An 18,897-nucleotide genomic window follows, 5' to 3' on the forward strand; every position below is an offset into this window, starting at 1 on the left:
TCAGATCCTCTGCTTGATCTCGTCGGCATCCTGACGAACCGTGGAGACGGTCCGCTCGGGCGTGGGGGACAGGTCCTCGGCCTTCTTCTTGCCCATCAGGGCGGCGATGCCGGCCGCGATGAAGACCACGACGGTCACGATCAGCGCTGCGGCCCAGGCGGGCAGGAACAGCGCCAGGACCAGCACCAGCGTGGCCAGGAGCATGCCGAAACCGAACCAGGCGAGCACGGCGCCGGCACCCACCAGACCTGCGGCGGTCCCGCCCTGCTTGGCCTTCTCGGTGTACTCGGCCTGAGCGAGCTTGAGCTCATCGCGGACCAGGCGCGAGGTCTGCTCGGAGAGCCGATCGACCAAATCGGCGACGGATGGTTCTCTCGATGGATCGGGGACTGTCACCGGATACTCCCTTCGGATCCTCAGCTGCGGATATCCCTGTACGGGTCTCTGCGGCCGGCCCGCATGGCCAGTCGGTTCGCGCGGGCCCCAGCGGTGGGACGAGCCATCAGCCACAGCGGACGCTGTGTGATGGGCCAAAGCCTTCGGCAGGCGTCGCCGCCCGTCAAGAAGTCGCGTCGGCCCCCACCGCCGAGCCAGCTAGTGACCTGCACGTTCGGTGACGGACCGGACGGACGGTGGGGTCGACCGCATGGTCGCGATCCGGCCGGGCCGACGTGATGGCCGCTGACGTGCGCCGGAACCCTCCGGACCGCGCCGAGCGGGCGCCGGGGTGTTCTCTGCCCGCCGCCGGGATGGTTCGATCGCCGCACGAAGCGCGAGAGGTGTCATGCGGCGAAAGGACTCGGCGATGTCATCGAAGAGCACAGATCCCCCGACGAGCACTGAGCCATCGAGGAGCACGGGCCCCACGGCGGGCACCGAGACGTCCGCGGGCAGCCACCCCGCCGATGCCCCGCACCCCGAGGACTCGCGGAAGCCGGACACCCCGGCCGACGTCACGGCCCCCTCCTGGCGGTACGTCCTGCGCACCACGATGCGCGAGTACTCTGCCGACGGCTGCAGCGATCTCGCCGCCGGCCTGACCTACCGCACCGTTCTGTCGATCTTCCCCGCCCTGATCGCCCTGGTCTCCCTCCTGAGCCTGGTGGGCCAGAGCGAATCCACCGTCACCGCCGTGCTCGACCAGGCCCAGGGCATCGTCCCGCCGGACATGTGGCAGACGGTGCGGCCCGCGCTGGAATCGATCCTCACCGCGCCGGCCGCCGGAATCGGGTTGATCATCGGTCTGCTGACCGCGCTGTGGTCCGCCTCGAGCTACACCAAGGCCTTCGCCCGCGCGATGAACACCATCCACGACGTGCCCGAGGGGCGCGGGGCGATCAAGCTGAACCTGCAGATGTACCTGCTGACCGCGCTGTTCCTCCTGCTCGGGGCGGTGGGGCTGCTGATCGTCGTCCTCTCCGGACCGGTGGCCGAGGCCGTGGGCAGCGCCATCGGGCTGGGCAGCGTAGCGATCACCGTGTGGTCGATCGCGAAGTGGGTGGTACTGGCGGCCGTCGTCGTGTTCACGATCGCGCTGCTGTACTACGCCACCCCGAACGTGCAGCAGCCGAAGTTCCGGTGGGTCAGCATGGGCGCACTGCTGGCCATCATCGTCGCGGTCCTGGCCAGCGTCGGCTTCTTCCTCTACGTCTCGAACTTCGGCAACTACAACGCCACCTACGGGGCGCTGGCCGGCGTGATCGTGCTGCTGCTGTGGATCTACATCATCAACTCGATCCTGCTGTTCGGCGCCGAGGTCGACAGCGAGATCGAGCGGGGCCGCGAGCTCCAGGCCGGCATCCCCGCCGAGGAAGAGTTGCAGCTGCCGCCGCGGGACACCAAGGCCAGCGACAAGCGGGCGCGGAAGTACGCCGAGGACGTCGAGCGCGGCCGGAACCTCCGCAAGAGCGCCGGCCGCAGCCAGGAGAACCCGTCCGGTGGCCGGGAGGGCTCGTCGGGCCGGCGCGGCCAGGAGGGCTCCGCCGACCGGCGCGGCCGGGAGGGCTCCGCCGACCGGCGCGGCCGGGAGGGCTCGTCCGGTCGGCGGAAGCGGGAGCGGAACCGGTCCTAGTTGCCGCGCTCGAAATTGGAGCCAGCATATGCACCGATAGCTCTATATAGCGCCTACGTGTGCACATGCTGGCTCCAATCCGGGTCCGCCGCCGGATCATGGCAGGCTTCGTGTTACTCAGCTGGCCCGAGATCGCCGATTGGCCCCATGTAGCTGGGTCGGCCTGTCGTCACTCGGCTGGCCCCCTGTCGCTGGCTGGCCCCACGTCACTCGATCTCGAGCAGCTTGCCGCTCTTGGAGAGTTCCGGGTCGGTGCAGGAGGCCAGGTCGAAGCAGCAGGGGCGGCGCTTGCCGGAGCGGAGCTTGTCGATGGAGACGTCCACCCGCCGGGCACGCGTGTCGGGGTTCTTGGTGGCGCCTACCCAGCGCACCCACTCCCAGCGGGCCATGGGCGTGATACTCGCCCAGGTCTGCTCGAGGTCCTCCGCCTCGGACAGTGCCGTGCCGAGGTCCTCGGGGATCTCTGGTTCGGGCCAGGTGGCCGACGGTGTCAGGGTGAAGGCCACGGTATCGCCGTCGTGCAGGCCGGCGGACTGCCGCAGGTCCGTGTCGATGGAGAGCCAGTGGCCTTTGCGTCCGTCCGGCTCGATCACGGTCTCCAGCGCGACGCCGTTCAGCTCGCCGGTGACCGCGACCTGGCCGCGGGAGGGGAGCCGCGCGCTGGCCTCGTCCGGCAGCGGGAGGATCAGGCGCTCGCCGATGGCGCGCACACGCGCGTGGCCCTGGATGGCCGGCGCCTTGGAGTCAGATTGTGACGCGGTGCGTGCAGCCATGAGAGTTCTCCTTACCTCGGGCGCCGGTGCCGTCACGGGAGGTGGGGTGGATGAGGAGCACCGGATACGTGCTTCCAGGATAGAACCGGCGTCGCAGGGGTGCTTCTCCGTTCCTGACCGGGGCGGGCCGGATTGCTGACCGGGGTGAACCGACTCGACGGTCGGCGTCCCGCCCGAGGTGCCCTTACTCCTCGCGCTGGCGCCGGCTGACCCACAGCGCGGCAGCTCCGCCACCGAGCGCGAGGGTCGTCAGTGCCGCTGCTCGGCCCGGCTCGGTGCCGGTCTCGGCGAGTTCGTCGCTGCGGCCGTCCGAGGTGCCGCCATCGGAGCTGTCCCCGGTGGACGCGTCGCCGTCGGCCGCGCCGTCGTCGTTCGTATCGGAACCGGTCGAGCCGCCACCGCTGAGCAGTTCGCCGATCAGCAGGGCCTGGGCAGCGGCCTGCCGGGCCGAGGAGTTCCGAGCCTGATCGGGCTGGAAATCGTCCGTGGCAGGCTCGGGCGAGGCGGGTCGCTCCTCGGGCCGGGCGGGTCGGTCGTCGCTCCCGTTCGGTGCGGGATCCTCGCTGTCCTCTGGGCCCTCGTCATTCCCGGGGGCGGGGTCGGCCGGGGGAGTGGTCGTCGAGGTGCCGCCATCCTCGGCCGGCTCGTCGGGTCCGGTGCCGTCGTTGGGCGCATCAGGGTTCTGCCCGTCGTCGGCCCCGACGTTCCCGTCAGCCCCGTCGGCCCCATCAGTTCCGTCGTTGCCGGCCGGATCATCGGGAGCGTCATCGCCGTCGGCGCCGGATCCGGCTCCGTCATCGCCGTCCGTCGCATCGTCCCCGTCGGCCCCGTCCGACCCGTCGCCCTGGTCGGGCGCGGTGTCGTCGGCATCATCCGGGCTGGTCGGGTCCGGGCTGGTGGGTTCAGGCTCCGGCTCCGGCTCCGGCTCCGGCTCGGGGTCCGAAGTCGGTGAAGCGGACGGGTCCTCCGGCGGCTCCGTCGAATCGTCGGGCGGTTCCGTCGGCTCCGGCTCCTCTGTCGGCTCCGTCGGCTCCGGTTCCTGCGTCGGGTCGGGCTCCGGTGCCGGCTCTTCTGCGTCCGCCCCGGTCACGGTGAACTGGCCGGTGACCTGGTCTCCGCCCGCCTCGACGACGAACGAGTAGTCGCCCGGCACCTCGGGGCCGTACGTGGACGAGAGGGTGCCGTCGCGATCGGAGGTGACCGGGATGGTCTGCGGGCCGGTCCCGGAGGGGCCCGCGATCTTGATCGTGCCCGGGGAGTTCGCCGGGAAGCACTCACCGGTCATCGTCACCGTCTCGCCGGGCGCGATCTCGGAGGGAGAGGCCGAGACCCGTGCGCTGCTGCACACCTCCCCGGCCATCGGTGCCGTCTCGGCGACGCCCGGCGCGATGAACACAGCTGTCGGAGCCAGCGAGCACGCTGCAGCCAGCAGCAGCCCGGCTCCGATCCTGGCGGTGGCCGGGCGACGGCGGGTGGTCACAGGGAGAACTCCTCGAAAGACACGGGGGACCGTCATACTCTATGGGGAGGTCCCCCCGTTGTCCCCCGCATGGAGTTCATCCTCGGGCAAACACTTCGTGAACGACCTCTTCGGTGTCGACCTGAAGGAGCCCGCCATGACGCAGGACGAAGGACCAGTCGTCGCTCTCGACGAAGGCCCGAGCCCCGATCGCCTCGACCGTGCCCACGAGGACGCCGTCGGCACCGCCCCGGCTCCGGCGCTGCCCCCGCTCACCGACTCCGAGGCCCAGGACATCGCCGCCGAGGCCGATGCCGTGGTCACAGAGGTCGCCACCATCGTCGAGGGCAAGAGCGAGGTGGCCCGCATCGCCGTGCTCGTTCTGCTGGCCGGTGGGCACCTGCTGATCGAGGACATCCCCGGCGTCGGCAAGACCATGCTCGCCAAATCCCTCGCGGCCGCCCTCGGCGCCGAGCGCCACCGCATCCAGTTCACCCCGGACCTGCTGCCGGGAGACGTCACCGGCGCCAGCATCTTCAACCAGGCCACCGGGGAGTTCGAGTTCCGCCGCGGCGCCGTGTTCACCCAGATCCTGCTGGCCGACGAGATCAATCGCGCCTCCCCGAAGACGCAGTCCGCCCTGCTCGAGGCCATGGAGGAGCGCCAGGTCAGCGTCGACGGCACCACCTACGAGCTGGACGAGCCGTTCATGGTGGTCGCCACCGCCAACCCGGTCGAGATGGAGGGCACCTACCGCCTGCCCGAGGCGCAGCGGGACCGCTTCCTCGCGCAGACCACGATGGGCTACCCCATCCAGGCCGCCGAGACGCGCATGCTCGCCGCCCAGACCGGCCCCGTGCCCGAGGGCGACCGCGAGACCCTCGACGCCGTGCAGCGGCGCACCACCCCGGAACGCATCGCGGCGCACGTACGCGACGTGCGCCGCGTCCATGCCTCCCCGCTGATCCTGGACTACGTGGTCCGCCTGGCCGACGCCACCCGCTCCCACCCGCAGGTCACCCTCGGAGCGTCCCCGCGCGCGGCGGTGCACCTGGTGCGCGCGGCCAAGGCCCACGCCGCCCTCGCCGGTCGCACCTTCGTCGACCCCGAGGACATCCGCTCCGTGCTCATGCCCGTGTGGCGCCACCGCATGCACCTGACCCCTCAGGCCCTCTCGCGGGGCGCGAGCGCGGGCGATCTGCTCGACCAGGTGCTGCGCAGCACCCCCCAGTCGTGACTCCGCGCCCGGGGACGGTCCTGCGGCCCACCGCTCGCGGCATCGTCGCGATCGTGCTGGCCGTGGCCTGCTGGGTGCTGGCGGACCTGACCCGGGTGATGCCCGCCCGCTACCTCGCCGCGGCCCTGCTGCTGGCTCTGCTGATCGGCGCGGCCGGGATCCTGATCTCCCGCATCGGGCTGGATGCGCGGCGCCAGGTGCTCGATGACGCCGTGCCCGTCGGCTCCGTGGCCCGCGTGCAGCTGGACCTCGTCGGCCGGCCCCCGCTGACCGTGCTGCCGCTGGGCCGCGGCGCCGTGCGCGAGCACCTTCCCGCGGCCCTCGGCGGCCAGGGCGACCTCACGCTGGCCCGGCACATGCCCCACGTGCTGCGAGTCAGCCACCGCGGCCCCCACGAGCTGGGGCCGATCAGCATCATCGTGCGCGACGTGTTCGGGCTGTTCCATCTGCGCCGCACCATCGAGGACGGCCAGCGCATCACCGGACTGCCGGTCGTCGCCGAGCTCACCCCCGCCGCCGCCCGCGCCACCGGCATCACCCGCGAGGGCACGGTAGGCGCCGCCATGGCCCCCGGCGTGGGGGAGATCGGGCCCATCGCCCGGCCCTACGCCACCGGGGACGACATCCGCCGCATCCACTGGCGGGCCAGCGCCCGCACCGGCCAGCTGATGACCCGCGAGGACGAGCCCGCCGAAGGCCACAGCGCCGTGGTCGTGCTGGACACCACCCGGCGCGGCGAGCCCGATCCGGAGGTGGAGGACCGCCTGGTCTCCCACGCCGCGACCGTGCTGGAGTCCCTGGGCCAGAACGGCTGGGAGGTGCGCGTGCTGGAGGCCTCCGGGGACGAGATCACCCGCACCGGCACCCGCCGCGGCCTCTCCGGCACCTCGCCTCTGGGCAGCGAGGCCGACGCGCTCGAGCAGCGCTCCTCACTGATGGCACTGGCCGAACTCGACTTCGACGACGACTGCACCGGCATCGGCCAGGACCACGCCGCCGGGCACACCGCCCTGGCCATCGCCCTCGGGCCCGACGACGGCGAACCGTTCGCCGGCCTCGAACTGGACCGCTTCGCCGGTCGCGCCGCGAACCGCACCGCCATCGCCCTGCGGGCCCTGCGCGAGGACGACGAGGACTCCGGCCGGCGCCGGCCCGCCCGCCGGATCGGCCCCGGCGCGGAGGCCGACGAGATGGGGCACGACGGCGTGGGGGCCGACGGGATACGGGCCGATGGGACCGCGGCCGACGGTGTGGGGGCGGACGGCCCACTCGGCGATCCCGCCGTCGGCCCCGCGCCCACCCGGTCCCGGCTCGGGGCATGGACTCTGGTGCGCGGCACGACGGCCGACAGCCTGACCGACCTGCTCACCGCGGCCGAGGCGGAGGAGACACCATGAGTCCCCTGATCGGACGCCCGGCCCTGCGCGGCCGGCACCTCGTCAGCCGCTCGCTGCTGCTGCTGGTGGCGATCCTGCTGGCCTCGGCGCCCATGTCCATGCTCCTGGCGGGGTCCTCCTGGCTGATGCTGACGGCCGCGGCGGCGACCCCGGTGATCCTCGGCGGGATCGTGCTGCGCCAGGTGCTTCGGCACCAGGCGCTCGTGCCCCTCGGGCAGGTCGTGGTGGTCGCGCTGCTGGTGCTCGTGATCGAGCTGTACCAGGGCGTGGTCCGGCTCGAGGACGGCCCCATCAGCATGATCACCGACCAGGCTGCGATCTTCCCGGCCGCCGTCAGCGAACTGGCCTCCGGCATGGCGCCGCTGAGCCTCGGCGCCCGCGCGACCGTCATCGTGATCCTGATGATGGCCCTGGTCACGCTGGTGCTGGACCTCGTCTTCGTGGACCTGGGGTGGCATACGCCCGTCGGCATCGCCCTGCTGTGCTTCCTGCTGGTCCCGGCCCTGCAGCAGCCCTCCGGCGGCCAGTGGTGGACGGTCGCCGCGCCCGTGCTCGCCGGTCTGATGATCCTGGCGACCCGCACCGTCCACGCCGACCCCTCCTATCTGGAGGGCGACCGCCGGCCGCAGGCAGGCCCGCTGGCCCGCCCCGGTCGCCATGCCGCCGTCACCGCGGTGTGCCTGGTGCTGGTGGCGGGGCTGGCCGCCCCGCTCGGCGCCGCGCTCCCGCAGGTCGCCTCGCCCCGCGTCGCCCTGAACATGGACGTGATCAACCGCTGGCAGAACCGCGACATCCCCCAGCTGGGCCCGGTGATGATCGATGACGACGTCTCGGTGCGCCGTTCCCTGCTGCAGCAGGAGGACGTCGAGGTCGCCCACTACACGACCACCGATCCCGAGCCCTCCTACCTGCGCCTGCGCACGCTGAACACCTACGACGGGGAGACCTACCGCAGCGACTCCGACAGCGAGGAGCCGGCTCTGAGCACCGCCGCGTTCTCCGACGCCCGCGACGACGGCGCACCCGTCTTCGGCGGCGACGACCTGGTCGAGACGCAGGTGGAGATCGGCAGCCTCGCCGGGGACCGGCTGCCCGTGCCCGACAACATCCGCGACGTCTCCACCGCCGACCCGGCCGTGCTGGAGCAGCTCTCGCTGCGGCCCTCCAACGGGGAGATCGCCGTGGCCGGGAGGCGCGCGGGGCTGACGGGCCTGCAGTACACGGTGACCTCCGAGGAGAGCAGCGCCAGCCCCGATCAGCTGCGCACCGTGGACCCCGCTGTGTTCGAGCCCCCCTTCGACGAGGGCTACACCTCCCGCGACGAGGTGCCGCCGATCGCCGCCGACCTCGCCGAGGAGATCGCCGCCGATGCCGAAGCGGACAACGCCTTCGACACCGCCGTCGCCTTCCAGGACTACTTCCGCTCCTCCTTCGCCTACTCCCTGACGGTCAGCACCCCGCCCGGGGAGGACCCGCTGGAGTCGTTCCTCTCCGACCGCATCGGCTACTGCGAGCAGTTCGCCGCCGCCTTCGCCCTGATGATGACCTCGCAGGGTTACCCCACGCGGGTGGCGATCGGCTTCACCGCCGGGGAGCAGAACGGTGACGAATGGTCCGTGAACTCCCAGAACGCGCATGCCTGGCCCGAGGTGTGGTTCGGGCCCCGGTACGGCTGGGTGCGGTTCGAGCCGACGCCGGCCGCCGCCAACAACGGGGTGCGCCCGCCCGGCGTCACCGATGAGAACCAGGGAGCCGACGAGGCCGAGGAGCCGGCGCAGGAGGAGACGGAGCCCAGCCCGGAGGCGGCCGAGGAGAGCCCCACCACCGAGGAGACCTCCTCCGAGGACCCGGAGGACTCCACGGAAGCGGCGGCATCCGACGGCGGCGGGCTGGGCAGCAACCCCGAGACCGTCAATCGCGTCGAGAGCGGGCTGGTGCTCGGCCTCTCGATCGGTGCCCTGGTCGCCGCGGCGGGCGCGGCAGCCGTGGTGCTGATCCGGCGGCACCGCATGCGACTGCGTGAGGACCGGTGGAACAGCCTGCTGCTCGGTGAGGGCGGCGGTGGCGATGGGCCTGGTGGCTCCGGCGGTGGCGGTGGCTCTGGTGGCTCCGGCGGGCCCGGTGGCGCCGGTGGGTCCGGCGGGCCCGGTGGTGCCGGTGGGTCCAGCGGGCCTGGTGGTGCCGGTGGGTCCGCAGGTCCCGGCGGGACCGGCTCCGGGGCCGGTGACGGGATGGCTGCGGCGGTGCTGGCGGGCACCGCCTCCCCGACGACCGTCGAGCGAGTGCGGCGCCGGGCGGGGGAGCTGGCCTGGTCCGAGGTGACCCGGGAACTGGCCGTCCGCAGCCTGGCGATCCGGTGGCTGGGCTGGACCGGCGCCTGGGGCGTCCCCCCGCAGACACTCTCCCTGGACCAGACGCTGCCCCCGGCCCGCGCGCTGGACGACCTGCTGGATCAGGCAGGCCAGGGCGACACCGAGGTCACCGACGAGCACCGCGCCGCCGCGGCCCGCATCGCCTCGGCCTACACCGCCGCCCGCTACGCCGCGCCCGTGCCCGAGGGGGAGACGCCGCAGGCAGACGCGGCCCCATCGCAGGTCGGGGAGGGCTCGCCGCACTCCGGGACGGACGCCCAGGGCGATCCGCGTGTCGACAACGTTCCCGCGGGAACGCATGGCGAGCGCACCGGGGACGTTCCCGCGGGAACGCGCGATGAGCGTGCCGGCGACGTTCCCGCGGGAACGCGTGGTGAGCGTGCCGGCGACGTTCCCGCGGGAACGCGCGGTGCCCAGCACCCGCTGCGCCGGGACGCCGACACCGTCGTGGAACTGGTCCGCAACTCGCGCTGACCCCTTGGCCCGCACCCGTGGTGCCTCAGGCGCCCCGTGAGGCGTCCCTGTCGTGGGTGCCGGCGAATCCCACGTGCCGCCGGCGCGCCCCACGTGCCACTGGCGGATCCCACGTGCCGCTGGCGCACCACACGTAACGCCAGATCCGTGAAGCTGTTGGTAAGACGCTCCGATTCCAACGGGGTCACGGATCTGTCGGCGCCCAGCCCGGCCCAGCCGTGCCCACCCCGCCCGGCCAAGCCTCGCGCGCCCCGCCCGGCCCTCGCTCGCGCGCTCCGCCCTGCCCAGCCTCGCGCGCCCCGCCCTGAGACGCCGTCCACCGTGCGTGCGACCCGTCGCGTGCCGTGCCGAGGATAGGTACTCTGGGGCCGTCGTGCGCGCGGCAGGGCCGTCCTCGGGGGTGGATCCGGAGCTACGGAATGGGTCGGCGCGCTTTGCGAACGTCGTCTCGAAGGGGTCCCACCACATGTCCGTCACCGCTGGAGTGAAGCGGCGTCGCCGGCGCACCACCGTCGCCTCGAGCGCTGTCCTCTCGGTGATCGCCCTGGTCGTGACCGGGTTCGCGCTGAACTACCCGGGGCTGACGTCCTCGGACATCGAGAGCTCCAACGGCGGCGTCTGGGTGATGAACCAGCAGGACGGGCTGATGGGCCGGATGAACGTCGATGCCGGTGAGCTCGATGCACGCCTGGCGACCACGGGCGACGATCTCGACATCATCCAGTCCGGGACCACGGTGTTCGAGACCGGTTCGAACGGGATGACCCCCATCAACACCGCCTCGGTCCAGCGCGGCGGGCTGGTCGACCTGCCGCCCGAGACCGATGTGAAGCTCGGTGGGGACCGGGTGGTGATCGCCACCCCCGACGGGCGCGTCTGGATCCTCTCGCCCGAGGAAGCCGCGGCGTTCACCCCCAGCGGAGTCGACCCCAACTACACCGCGGAGGACGGCGCGCCGCTGGTGACGGTCTCCAGCGAGGGCACCGTGTTCCTCCTGGACGGCGACCAGCTGCTGACGTTCCCCCACTCCCAGGACACGCGCAAGACGAAGCCCGGGAAGCCGAACGTGGCCAGCAACGTCTCCAGTGACCCCGAGATGCTGGAACTGACCGCCGTCGGCGAGAAGCCCGTGATCCTGGACAAGGAGAACGGGATCCTGCGCGTCGGCACCGAGTTCAGGACGGTCGATCTCACCGATCAGGGTGTCTCCAGCCTCGAGTCGGCGCGCCTGCAGAAGCCCAGCCCCACCTCGAAGAACTTCGCGCTCGCGACCGAGGACAGCCTTTTCGTGATTCCCTTCAGCGGCGGCGATCCCCAGGAGATCCCGGCGGGCGGGACCGGGGAGCCGGTGGTCCCTGCCCAGGCCAAGGGCTGCGTGTACGGGGCATGGAACAAGTCGATGCGCTACGTGCGCGCGTGCGAGGGCCAGGAGCCGGTGGCCGAACCGGTCCCGGAGGCGGATACCGCGGGGGACCTGACGCTGCGCGTGAACAACGATCTGGTCGTCCTCAACGACCAGGAGTTCGGGCTGTCCTGGAAGATCACCGACAAGATGCAGATCGTCGATGACTGGGTGATCAACCAGGACATCAAGACGAACACGTCCGAGGAGAAGGAGAAGGAGACCCTCACCACCACAATCACGAACATCGCGGCCGAGCGCAACGAGGAGAACCGCCCGCCCACGGCGAACGACGACGAGTTCGGCGTCAGACCCGGCCAGAGCGTGGTGCTGCCGGTGACGAGGAACGACACCGACCCCGACGGGGACATCCTCACCGTCTCGCTGCAGGGGGAGCAGCCCTCGATCGGCACGGTCACCCCCATCCGCGGCGGGACGCAGATGCAGATCGAGGTCGCCGATGACGCCAGCGGCAGCGCCTCGTTCACCTACGTCGCCGACGACGGCCGCGGGCAGAGCGATACCGCCACCGTGACCCTCGACGTGCACCCGGAGGGGGAGAACTCTGCCCCGGCGCCGGCCGAGGACGCCGTGACCAAGGTGAAGGTCCGCTCGGGCGAGGAGGTCAGCGTCAACATCAAGCCATACTGGGAGGACCCCGAGGGCGACGCGTTCTATCTCGCCAACGCCACCACGCAGCCCGAGGACATCGTCACCTTCCGGCCCGACGGCCAGCTGACGTTCAACGACGCGGGCCTGGAGACGGGCACGAAGCAGGTCCAGGTCACCTTCCGCGACGAGTTCGGTGAGACCGCCGAGGGCACCGTCGAGGTCGAGGCGGTCAGCGAGAACGACATCCCGCCCGTGACCACCGCCGACCACGCGAGCGTCGTCGCCGGTCAGGACACCACCATCGAACCGCTGGCCAACGACCTTAACCCCAACGGCGGGGACCTCGAGCTGACCAACGTGTCCGAGACGGAGGGCCTCGAGGTGGAGCCGGCACTGGATGCGGGCACGGTCTCGGTCTCCGGCGAGAGCCCGGGGACGTACTACCTCGAGTACACGGTCGCCGCCGCCGGCTCCAGCACGGCCACCCAGGGTCTGATCCGCGTCGACGTCATCGAGCCGGCCTCGGAGGAGCTCGCGCCGGTGGCGGTCGATGACATGGGAACCGTGACCACCGGGTCGGACACCTTGATCGACCCGCTGGAGAACGACGTCGACCCCACCGGGGGCGTGCTGGTGGTCAACTCCGTCTCCGTGCCCGAGAACAGCGGGCTCAAGGCGACCATCGTGTCCCATCACCTGGTCCGGGTCGAGGCCGAGCCGGGGGCCGAGGTCTCCGACGAACCGGTCGCGCTGACCTACGAGGTCGCCAACTCCGCCGGCACCACGACCGGCACCATCCGCACGATGGTGGCCAGCACCGACACCCAGTTCGCCAACCCTTCGGCGGTGCCCGACGAGGCCGTCGTCCGCGCCGGGGACATGGTCAACATCGACGTCGTCGGCAACGACGTCTCGCCGACGGATCTCGACCTGCACCTCGGCCAGATCCTCGACGACTCCGACGCCGAGACGAAGGGGCACGCCGAGACGCACGAGGACCAGCTGCGCTTCACGGCCGACGACGACGCCAGCGGCGAGGCGGTGGTGACCTACGAGGTGGTCGACGAGAGCGGTCGCACCGGCTCCGCCCGCGCCACCATCACGATCGTGCCCCGCGATGCGCCCAACACGCCGCCCGAGCCGGACAACCTCACCGCCCGCACGGTGGCGGGCACGCCGGTGCGGATCCCGGTGCCGACCACGGGCATCGATGCCGACGGGGACTCGGTGATGCTCACGGGCATCACCAGCCCCACCCCGCAGCTCGGCGAGGTCACCGAGGCCAACGGCCAATGGATCGAATACGTGCCGCACGAGGACGCCGCGGGCACCGACCGGTTCAGCTACCAGGTCATGGATCGGCACGGCGCGATCGGCACGGCGGACGTGCAGGTCGGCGTGGCGCCGCCGAACGAGATGAACCTCGAGCCGTACGCGGTCGACGACACCGTCGAGGTGAAACCGGACCGCGAGGTGCAGATCCCGGTGCTGGAGAACGACACGGACCCCGAGGGGGCGCCGCTCAGCGTCGTCCGCGAGGACGTCGAGGCGATGACGGACATCGAGGTGGCCGATCCGGACCAGGAGAAGAACGACGGCGTGGTCACCGTGACCACCCCGTCGGAGCCGGGAACCCACACCGTGCTCTACAGCGCCTCGGACGGGCAGCTGAAGAGCTCGGCGACGATCACCATCAAGGTCGATCCCAATGCGCCCGAGCGCGCGCCGATCGCGCGGGACGACTTCGTCTCCGCCGAGGAGGTGCTCGATCCCGAGGCCGAGTACGTCGACGTGGACGTGCTGGCCAACGATTCGGATCCCGACGGCAGCACCAGTGACCTGAAGGTCTCGCTGGACGAGGCTCCCGAAGACACGCAGCTGCGCGACGACGGGATCGTGCGGGTGACCCCGCAGGAGGAGCAGCAGCGACTGCGCTACATCATCGAGGACGTCGACGGCCTGACCTCGGCCGGGTACGTCTGGGTGCCCGGCACCTCGAAGCAGGCCCCCGTGTGGGTGGGCGAGCCGATCCAGGTCCAGGGCGGGGCCGAAGCGACGGTGGACCTCTCCGATTCCGAGAACGTGCGGGTGCGGCCGGGCGCGGAGCCGGCGACGATCACCGATCCCAGCCTCGTCACCGCTGCCCACAGCGATGGCTCCGAACTCGTCCAGGACGAATCCACGCTGGCCTACCGCCCGGCGGAGGGCTTCTCGGGCAAGGACACCATCTCGGTGGAGGTCACCGACGGCGAGGTGGGCGACTCCACCGCGGCGACCGCGACCCTCGCGATCCCCGTGGAGGTCGCGCCGGAGGATTCCAACCTGCCGCCGACCCTGCAGGGCGCTGTGCTGGAGGTCGAGCAGGGCGGGCCGCAGGCGAGCGTCGACCTGGCCGCCTCCGCCGAGGATCCCGAGGGCGACGAGCTCACCTTCTCCCTCGGCGAGGTCCCGGCCACGGACGGCGTAAGCGTCGGCCTGGAGGGTTCGACCGTGACCGCGAAGGCCGGGGCGGAGGTGCCCAAGGGCACCATCGTGGACGTGCCGGTCTCGGTCACCGACGGGCACAGCGACCCGGTCCCGGCCAAGGTCCAGCTGACCGTGGGCGGCTCGAACCGGCCGCTGTTGGCCGCCGTACTGGACAAGGACCAGATCGACGCGGGGCAGACCAAGTCCATCGACGTGCTCGCCAACGACTCCAACCCGTTCCCCGGCGGCAAGCGCGAGGTCGTCAGCCCCACCATCACCAGCGGTGAGGGAGAGATCGGCCTGGATGGGAACAAGGTGACGATCACCCCGGATGCCGGCTTCCACGGGATCCTGACTGCGCAGTACGGCGTCAAGGATGACACCGGCGACCCGGACCGGCAGGTCACCGGCGAGATCCGGGTGACCGTGCGTGCCGCGCCCGAGCCGCCGTCGGCCCCGCGGATCGGCGAGGTGGGCGACGGGTTCGTCGAGCTGAACTTCAAGGCCGGGGCCGACAACGGTGCCCCGATCACCGGCTACGAGGTCTCCACGGCCACCGGGCCGTCCGTGACGCAGGAGTGCGCCTCGACCTCGTGCACCATCTCCGGGCTGCAGAACGACGTGGAGTACACCTTCCAGGTCGTCGCGAACAACGAGGTGGGCCCGTCGAAGGCCTCGGTGGCCTCGGCCACGGCACGGCCGGACGTGCGCCCCGAGAAGCCGGAGACCCCGTCGGCCCAGCGCGGCGACCAGCAGTTGACCGTGGGCTGGAGTGCGCCGGTCAATCATGGCTCCGCCATCCAGAAGTACGACCTGCAGATGCAGGACACCGCCACCGGTGAGCTCCACACCCGCGAGGTGGAGTCGGGTTCGACCGAGCTCGCCTGGGAGGGGCTGACCAATGGGACCGATTACCGGTTCCGGGTGCGGGCCCACAACCTCGCCGACCAGCCGTCGGACTGGTCGGGCTGGTCGCGGGCGGAGCACCCGGCAGGCAAGCCCGCCGCCCCCAGCGGCACCGCGACCGCTGAACGCGTCAGCACTGCGCTCGGCGGCAGCGTCAAGGTGACCTGGCCGAAGATGACCACGGCCGAGGCCAACGGCGAGCCGATCACCGAGTACATCGTCAAGGCCTCCTCCGGCGCGGAGCAGACGGTCGATGCGAGCACGAGGTCGGCCACCTTCAGGGACCTCGACCGGAACAAGGAGCACACCTTCACCTACATCGGTGTGAACTCCGTGGGCCGCGGCACCGGTGCGTCCTCGCCGTCGGAGGCCGTCGTCCCCTGGGCGGTGCCCGAGGCTCCGACCGGGGTCAAGGCCTCCCTGCCCAGCGAGGGCAAGGGCGACGGGCCCAACGGGCGAGCGCACGTGGAATGGAATGCCGCCAAGAGCAACGGCACCGAGATTAAGGACTACGTGATCACCTGGTCCGGCGGCGGCCGGAAGGTGGTCGACAAGTCGGCGACCTCCGCGGACATCGGCAACCTGGACAACGGCACGACCTACAGATTCCAGGTCCAGGCCCGGAACCGCTTCACCGAGAGCGACCGTTCCGGTGAGTCGAACTCAGTGAAGCCCTACACCAAGCCGGCGAAGCCGCAGGTGTCGATCTCGACGAAGAGCTGCACGAACAGCAAGACATGCCCGGTCACCGTGACCGCGAAGGCCCCCGGCGGCGACGGCGGCGGGGGCGGCAAGACGCTCGAGGTGTGGGTCGACGGGTCCAAGAAATCCGTGAACGGCACCTCCTACTCCACCACGATCACGGCTAAGTCCGGTTCGAGCCACAGCATCGAAGCGCGCGTGGTGAACGGCAAGGGTCTCTCCAGCGACAAGGTCTCGCAGAGCAAGAAGGCCCAGACCTATACCCCGCCGGATCCGGCCATGGACGGTGGCGTGACGTGGGGGGACACGGTCCCTGCCGGCACCGACGGATGCGACAGCGGCAACTGCCGGTACTTCCGCTTCTCGCTGAAGAACCTTGAGCCCGGCGCGACGTACAAGGTGACGCTGTCCAACGAGGGCGAGACGAACTACAAGTGCTTCGATCTGAAAGCCGGCAGCAATGGCCGGGCCACGACGGCGGCGAGGTCGAACTTCTACGGGTATGTGCGCGGTGGGGAGCCGGACTGGCCCCTGACGATCAAGGTCGGCCGCAAATGCGGGAACACCAAGGTCGTGGCCGACGGCATCTACATGCCGAGCTGAGGGGCGAGAGGCCTTGCCCGCGTCGGCCACGGGGGCTCGCCATGGGAGACGGTCGCAGCGGCTCGCCGTCGCCCGCTGGTGCGGTGGCCCGCCGTGGCCTGCCGATGCCGCGGCGGGTCTCTTGGCACGGGAGCGGTCGTCGACTACTGGCGATATAGCGGGAACCGATCCTCATAGAGCAACGGCACCCGCTCCTGATAACGGCACCCGCTCCTGATCCAGTACCCGACGACGAGGCCCTCGCGCGAAGATCGCTAGGCTGGTGCGGCGGTGCGCCCGGGAGAGCGACGGTAGTCCCGGAAGAACGGCGGTCCGAGCAGGAGAGGAGTCGAGGATGTCCCATCCGGCAGGGAACACGGGGTGCGGCTGCGGCTGCGGTACACCCTCGCGCGATCAGTTCGTCGAACTCGGCTCGACCCGTACCGGGCAGACCGCCACGGGTGACGGCGCACAGCCTCGGCACGGCATCGAGCAGGTCCGCGTGCCCGCGGGGACGTTCACCATGGGCGACTCCTCGGGCGACCGTAATCGGGCCGACGGGGAGACCCCGCGCCACCAGGTCGCCCTCAGCGCCTTCGAGATCGACGCCACCAGCGTGACCAATGCCGACTTCGCCCGCTTCGTCGAGGCGACCGGCTACCGCACCGAGGCCGAGACCTTCGGGTTCTCCGCCGTGTTCCACCTCGCCGTCGCTGCGAAGGACGAGGAGATCATGGGCCCGGCCCAGGGCACCCCGTGGTGGCGCGGCGTCCAGGGCGCCGACTGGCGCCACCCCGGCGGCTCCCGGTCCGGCATCGACGGGCTCGAGGACCATCCCGTCGTCCACGTGAGCTGGAATGACGCCGTGGCGTACTGCGAATGGGCCAGCCGCCGCCTGCCCACCGAGGCCGAATGGGAGTACGCCTCCCGCGGCGGCCTGGAGGGCGCGAAGTACCCGTGGGGTGACGCGGAGGTCGACGAGGGCGGCTGGCGCGCCAACATCTGGCAGGGCGACTTCCCGCGCGTGAACACCCGCGAGGACGGCTTCCTCACCACCGCGCCCGTGCGCACCTTCGAGCCCAACGGCTACGGGTTGTGGCAGACCGTGGGCAACGTGTGGGAGTGGTGCCAGGACTGGTACCACCCGACCACCTACCGCCGCGGGACGACCGCGGAGCACCGCACCACCGCCCACGACCCCGTCGGCCCCGAGGACGGCCAGGCCCGGGTGATGCGCGGCGGCAGCTACCTCTGCCACATCTCGTACTGCAATCGGTACCGCAACTCGGCCCGTTCCCAGAACACCCCGGACTCGTCCATGGGCAACGGCGGATTCCGCACCGTCGCCCTGGTCGACAGGGACGGCCCCGACTCCTCGGCGACCCCCCGAAAGGCCGACGCATGAACGCTCCCCGCCGTTTCCCCGCCTCCGTCTACCGCGACGGCGAGGAGCCCGATCCGCGGTTCAGCCTCGCCAACGAGCGCACCTTCCTCGCCTGGCTGCGCACGGCGCTGGCCCTGTATGCCGGGGCGTTCGCCCTGGAGGCTCTCGCTCTGCCCCATGCCGTGGGCTGGCGCGTCTCCGCCGCCTCGGTGTTCCTCGTCCTCGGCACCATCGCGTCCCTGCAGGCCTGGCTCGGGTGGCGCGCCACCGAGAAGTCGCTGCGTCACGGGAGCCCGCTTCCCGGCCTGGCGGTGGGCGCCGTGCTGGTGGTGGGCATCATCATCGCCGCGGCACTGGTGTTCATCGGGTTGGTGGCGTGAGCGACGAGAACGAGCACGAGCACGAGCACGACGGACCCGTCGGCCCCGCGGGGGACGACGACCGCGAAGCCACCGGATCCGCGGGCCGCGGGGACCGGGACGAGGCCGACGCCTCCGGTGATCCGGACGGCGTCGAGGGCGAGAGCGTCCACCCCGATCCTGCGGAGGCCGACGGTGAGGTGGCGCAGCCCGGGCAGGACGTCGCGTCGATCTACGACCCGGGTCTGCAGCCCGAGCGCACCCTGCTCTCGTGGCGGCGCACCTGTCTCGCGTTCGGGGTCGCGAGCCTGGTCGGGATGCGGTTCACCGTCGAGCAGCTGGGCATGTTCGGCGTGGTCGCCGGGCTGGTGGGCGCCGGCCTCGCGGTGCTCGCCTACGTGCTGACCGCCTCCGGCTATCAGCGGGCGCAGGACTCGCTGCTGGGGCTGGGGCAGCTGGCGCGCGACGGCAAGCCGATGCTCGTGGGCACCGCGGCCGTGCTGTGCATCGGTCTGGTCTGTGCCTCGTACCTGGTCGTCAACCTCATCCGCTGAGCGGAGTCGAGGGTCCGGCGAGCCGCCGCCGGGCCGGCCCCGTCAGACGCTATGAGGGTGGCGGGGTTGAGAGGTCTTGTGGCCCAGGGCCCCGCTATGAAGACTCGTGGATCACCCTGGTCGATGGGCGGCCGGGGTGCGCACATT

11 protein-coding genes are annotated in these 18,897 nt (G+C 71.5%); 8 read left to right on the top strand and 3 right to left on the bottom strand.

What is annotated here, in order from left to right; all coding sequences use genetic code 11:
* Positions 1 to 396, bottom strand: a complete 396-nt coding sequence (locus tag ACFQRJ_RS11790) for a phage holin family protein (RefSeq protein WP_377019305.1) — start codon at positions 394 to 396, stop codon at positions 1 to 3.
* A gap of 409 nt (positions 397 to 805) precedes the next feature.
* Here ACFQRJ_RS11790 and ACFQRJ_RS11795 point away from each other — a divergent pair, with 409 nt between their 5' ends.
* Positions 806 to 2,071 (top strand): YhjD/YihY/BrkB family envelope integrity protein, encoded by a 1,266-nt coding sequence (locus ACFQRJ_RS11795; protein WP_377019307.1) that lies wholly within the window; start codon positions 806 to 808, stop codon positions 2,069 to 2,071.
* 206 nt (positions 2,072 to 2,277) lie between these two features.
* Here the strand turns inward: ACFQRJ_RS11795 and ACFQRJ_RS11800 are convergent, their stop codons facing one another.
* Both ACFQRJ_RS11800 and ACFQRJ_RS11805 read right to left on the bottom strand, forming a co-directional pair.
* Entirely contained in the window at positions 2,278 to 2,844 is a 567-nt protein-coding gene (locus ACFQRJ_RS11800) for a YdeI/OmpD-associated family protein (RefSeq protein ID WP_377019308.1), read from the bottom strand.
* Positions 2,845 to 3,028: 184 nt separating this feature from the next.
* Entirely contained in the window at positions 3,029 to 4,324 is a 1,296-nt protein-coding gene (locus ACFQRJ_RS11805) for a hypothetical protein (RefSeq protein ID WP_377019309.1), read from the bottom strand.
* A 136-nt stretch (positions 4,325 to 4,460) separates the two neighbouring features.
* On the opposite strand from ACFQRJ_RS11805, the gene ACFQRJ_RS11810 reads away from it, so the two are divergent.
* The 7 genes from ACFQRJ_RS11810 to ACFQRJ_RS11840 all read left to right on the top strand — a co-directional run bounded on the left by ACFQRJ_RS11810 (position 4,461) and on the right by ACFQRJ_RS11840 (position 18,750).
* Complete coding sequence (locus ACFQRJ_RS11810; protein ID WP_377019311.1) at positions 4,461 to 5,540, top strand: AAA family ATPase; 1,080 nt, start codon at positions 4,461 to 4,463, stop codon at positions 5,538 to 5,540.
* Entirely contained in the window at positions 5,537 to 6,937 is a 1,401-nt protein-coding gene (locus tag ACFQRJ_RS11815; RefSeq protein WP_377019312.1) for a DUF58 domain-containing protein, read from the top strand. Before ACFQRJ_RS11810 ends, ACFQRJ_RS11815 begins: the two co-directional genes overlap by 4 nt.
* Positions 6,934 to 9,783, top strand: a complete 2,850-nt coding sequence (locus ACFQRJ_RS11820; protein ID WP_377019314.1) for a DUF3488 and transglutaminase-like domain-containing protein — start codon at positions 6,934 to 6,936, stop codon at positions 9,781 to 9,783. The genes ACFQRJ_RS11815 and ACFQRJ_RS11820 overlap by 4 nt, the downstream gene beginning before the upstream one ends.
* A gap of 466 nt (positions 9,784 to 10,249) precedes the next feature.
* Complete coding sequence (locus ACFQRJ_RS11825; RefSeq protein WP_377019315.1) at positions 10,250 to 16,474, top strand: Ig-like domain-containing protein; 6,225 nt, start codon at positions 10,250 to 10,252, stop codon at positions 16,472 to 16,474.
* 334 nt (positions 16,475 to 16,808) lie between these two features.
* On the top strand, positions 16,809 to 17,858 hold the full coding sequence (locus tag ACFQRJ_RS11830) for a formylglycine-generating enzyme family protein (RefSeq protein WP_377019316.1): 1,050 nt from the start codon (positions 16,809 to 16,811) through the stop codon (positions 17,856 to 17,858).
* Positions 17,855 to 18,217, top strand: a complete 363-nt coding sequence (locus tag ACFQRJ_RS11835) for a YidH family protein (RefSeq protein ID WP_377019317.1) — start codon at positions 17,855 to 17,857, stop codon at positions 18,215 to 18,217. Before ACFQRJ_RS11830 ends, ACFQRJ_RS11835 begins: the two co-directional genes overlap by 4 nt.
* Positions 18,214 to 18,750, top strand: coding sequence for a DUF202 domain-containing protein (locus ACFQRJ_RS11840; protein WP_377019318.1), 537 nt, complete (start codon positions 18,214 to 18,216; stop codon positions 18,748 to 18,750). Before ACFQRJ_RS11835 ends, ACFQRJ_RS11840 begins: the two co-directional genes overlap by 4 nt.
* Positions 18,751 to 18,897 lie beyond the last annotated feature (147 nt).

This window comes from Brachybacterium sp. GCM10030252 (genome assembly GCF_042666535.1).
Classification (GTDB): domain Bacteria; phylum Actinomycetota; class Actinomycetes; order Actinomycetales; family Dermabacteraceae; genus Brachybacterium.

Excerpts from the sequence above, each read along its gene's own strand:
- ACFQRJ_RS11820 (WP_377019314.1), top strand. The coding sequence starts at position 6,934 with ATGAGTCCCCTGATCGGACGCCCGGCCCTGCGCGGCCGGCACCTCGTC.
- ACFQRJ_RS11825 (WP_377019315.1), top strand. The coding sequence starts at position 10,250 with ATGTCCGTCACCGCTGGAGTGAAGCGGCGTCGCCGGCGCACCACCGTC.
- ACFQRJ_RS11795 (WP_377019307.1), top strand. The coding sequence starts at position 806 with ATGTCATCGAAGAGCACAGATCCCCCGACGAGCACTGAGCCATCGAGG.
- ACFQRJ_RS11835 (WP_377019317.1), top strand. The coding sequence starts at position 17,855 with ATGAACGCTCCCCGCCGTTTCCCCGCCTCCGTCTACCGCGACGGCGAG.
- ACFQRJ_RS11810 (WP_377019311.1), top strand. The coding sequence starts at position 4,461 with ATGACGCAGGACGAAGGACCAGTCGTCGCTCTCGACGAAGGCCCGAGC.
- ACFQRJ_RS11830 (WP_377019316.1), top strand. The coding sequence starts at position 16,809 with ATGTCCCATCCGGCAGGGAACACGGGGTGCGGCTGCGGCTGCGGTACA.
- ACFQRJ_RS11800 (WP_377019308.1), bottom strand. The coding sequence starts at position 2,844 with ATGGCTGCACGCACCGCGTCACAATCTGACTCCAAGGCGCCGGCCATC.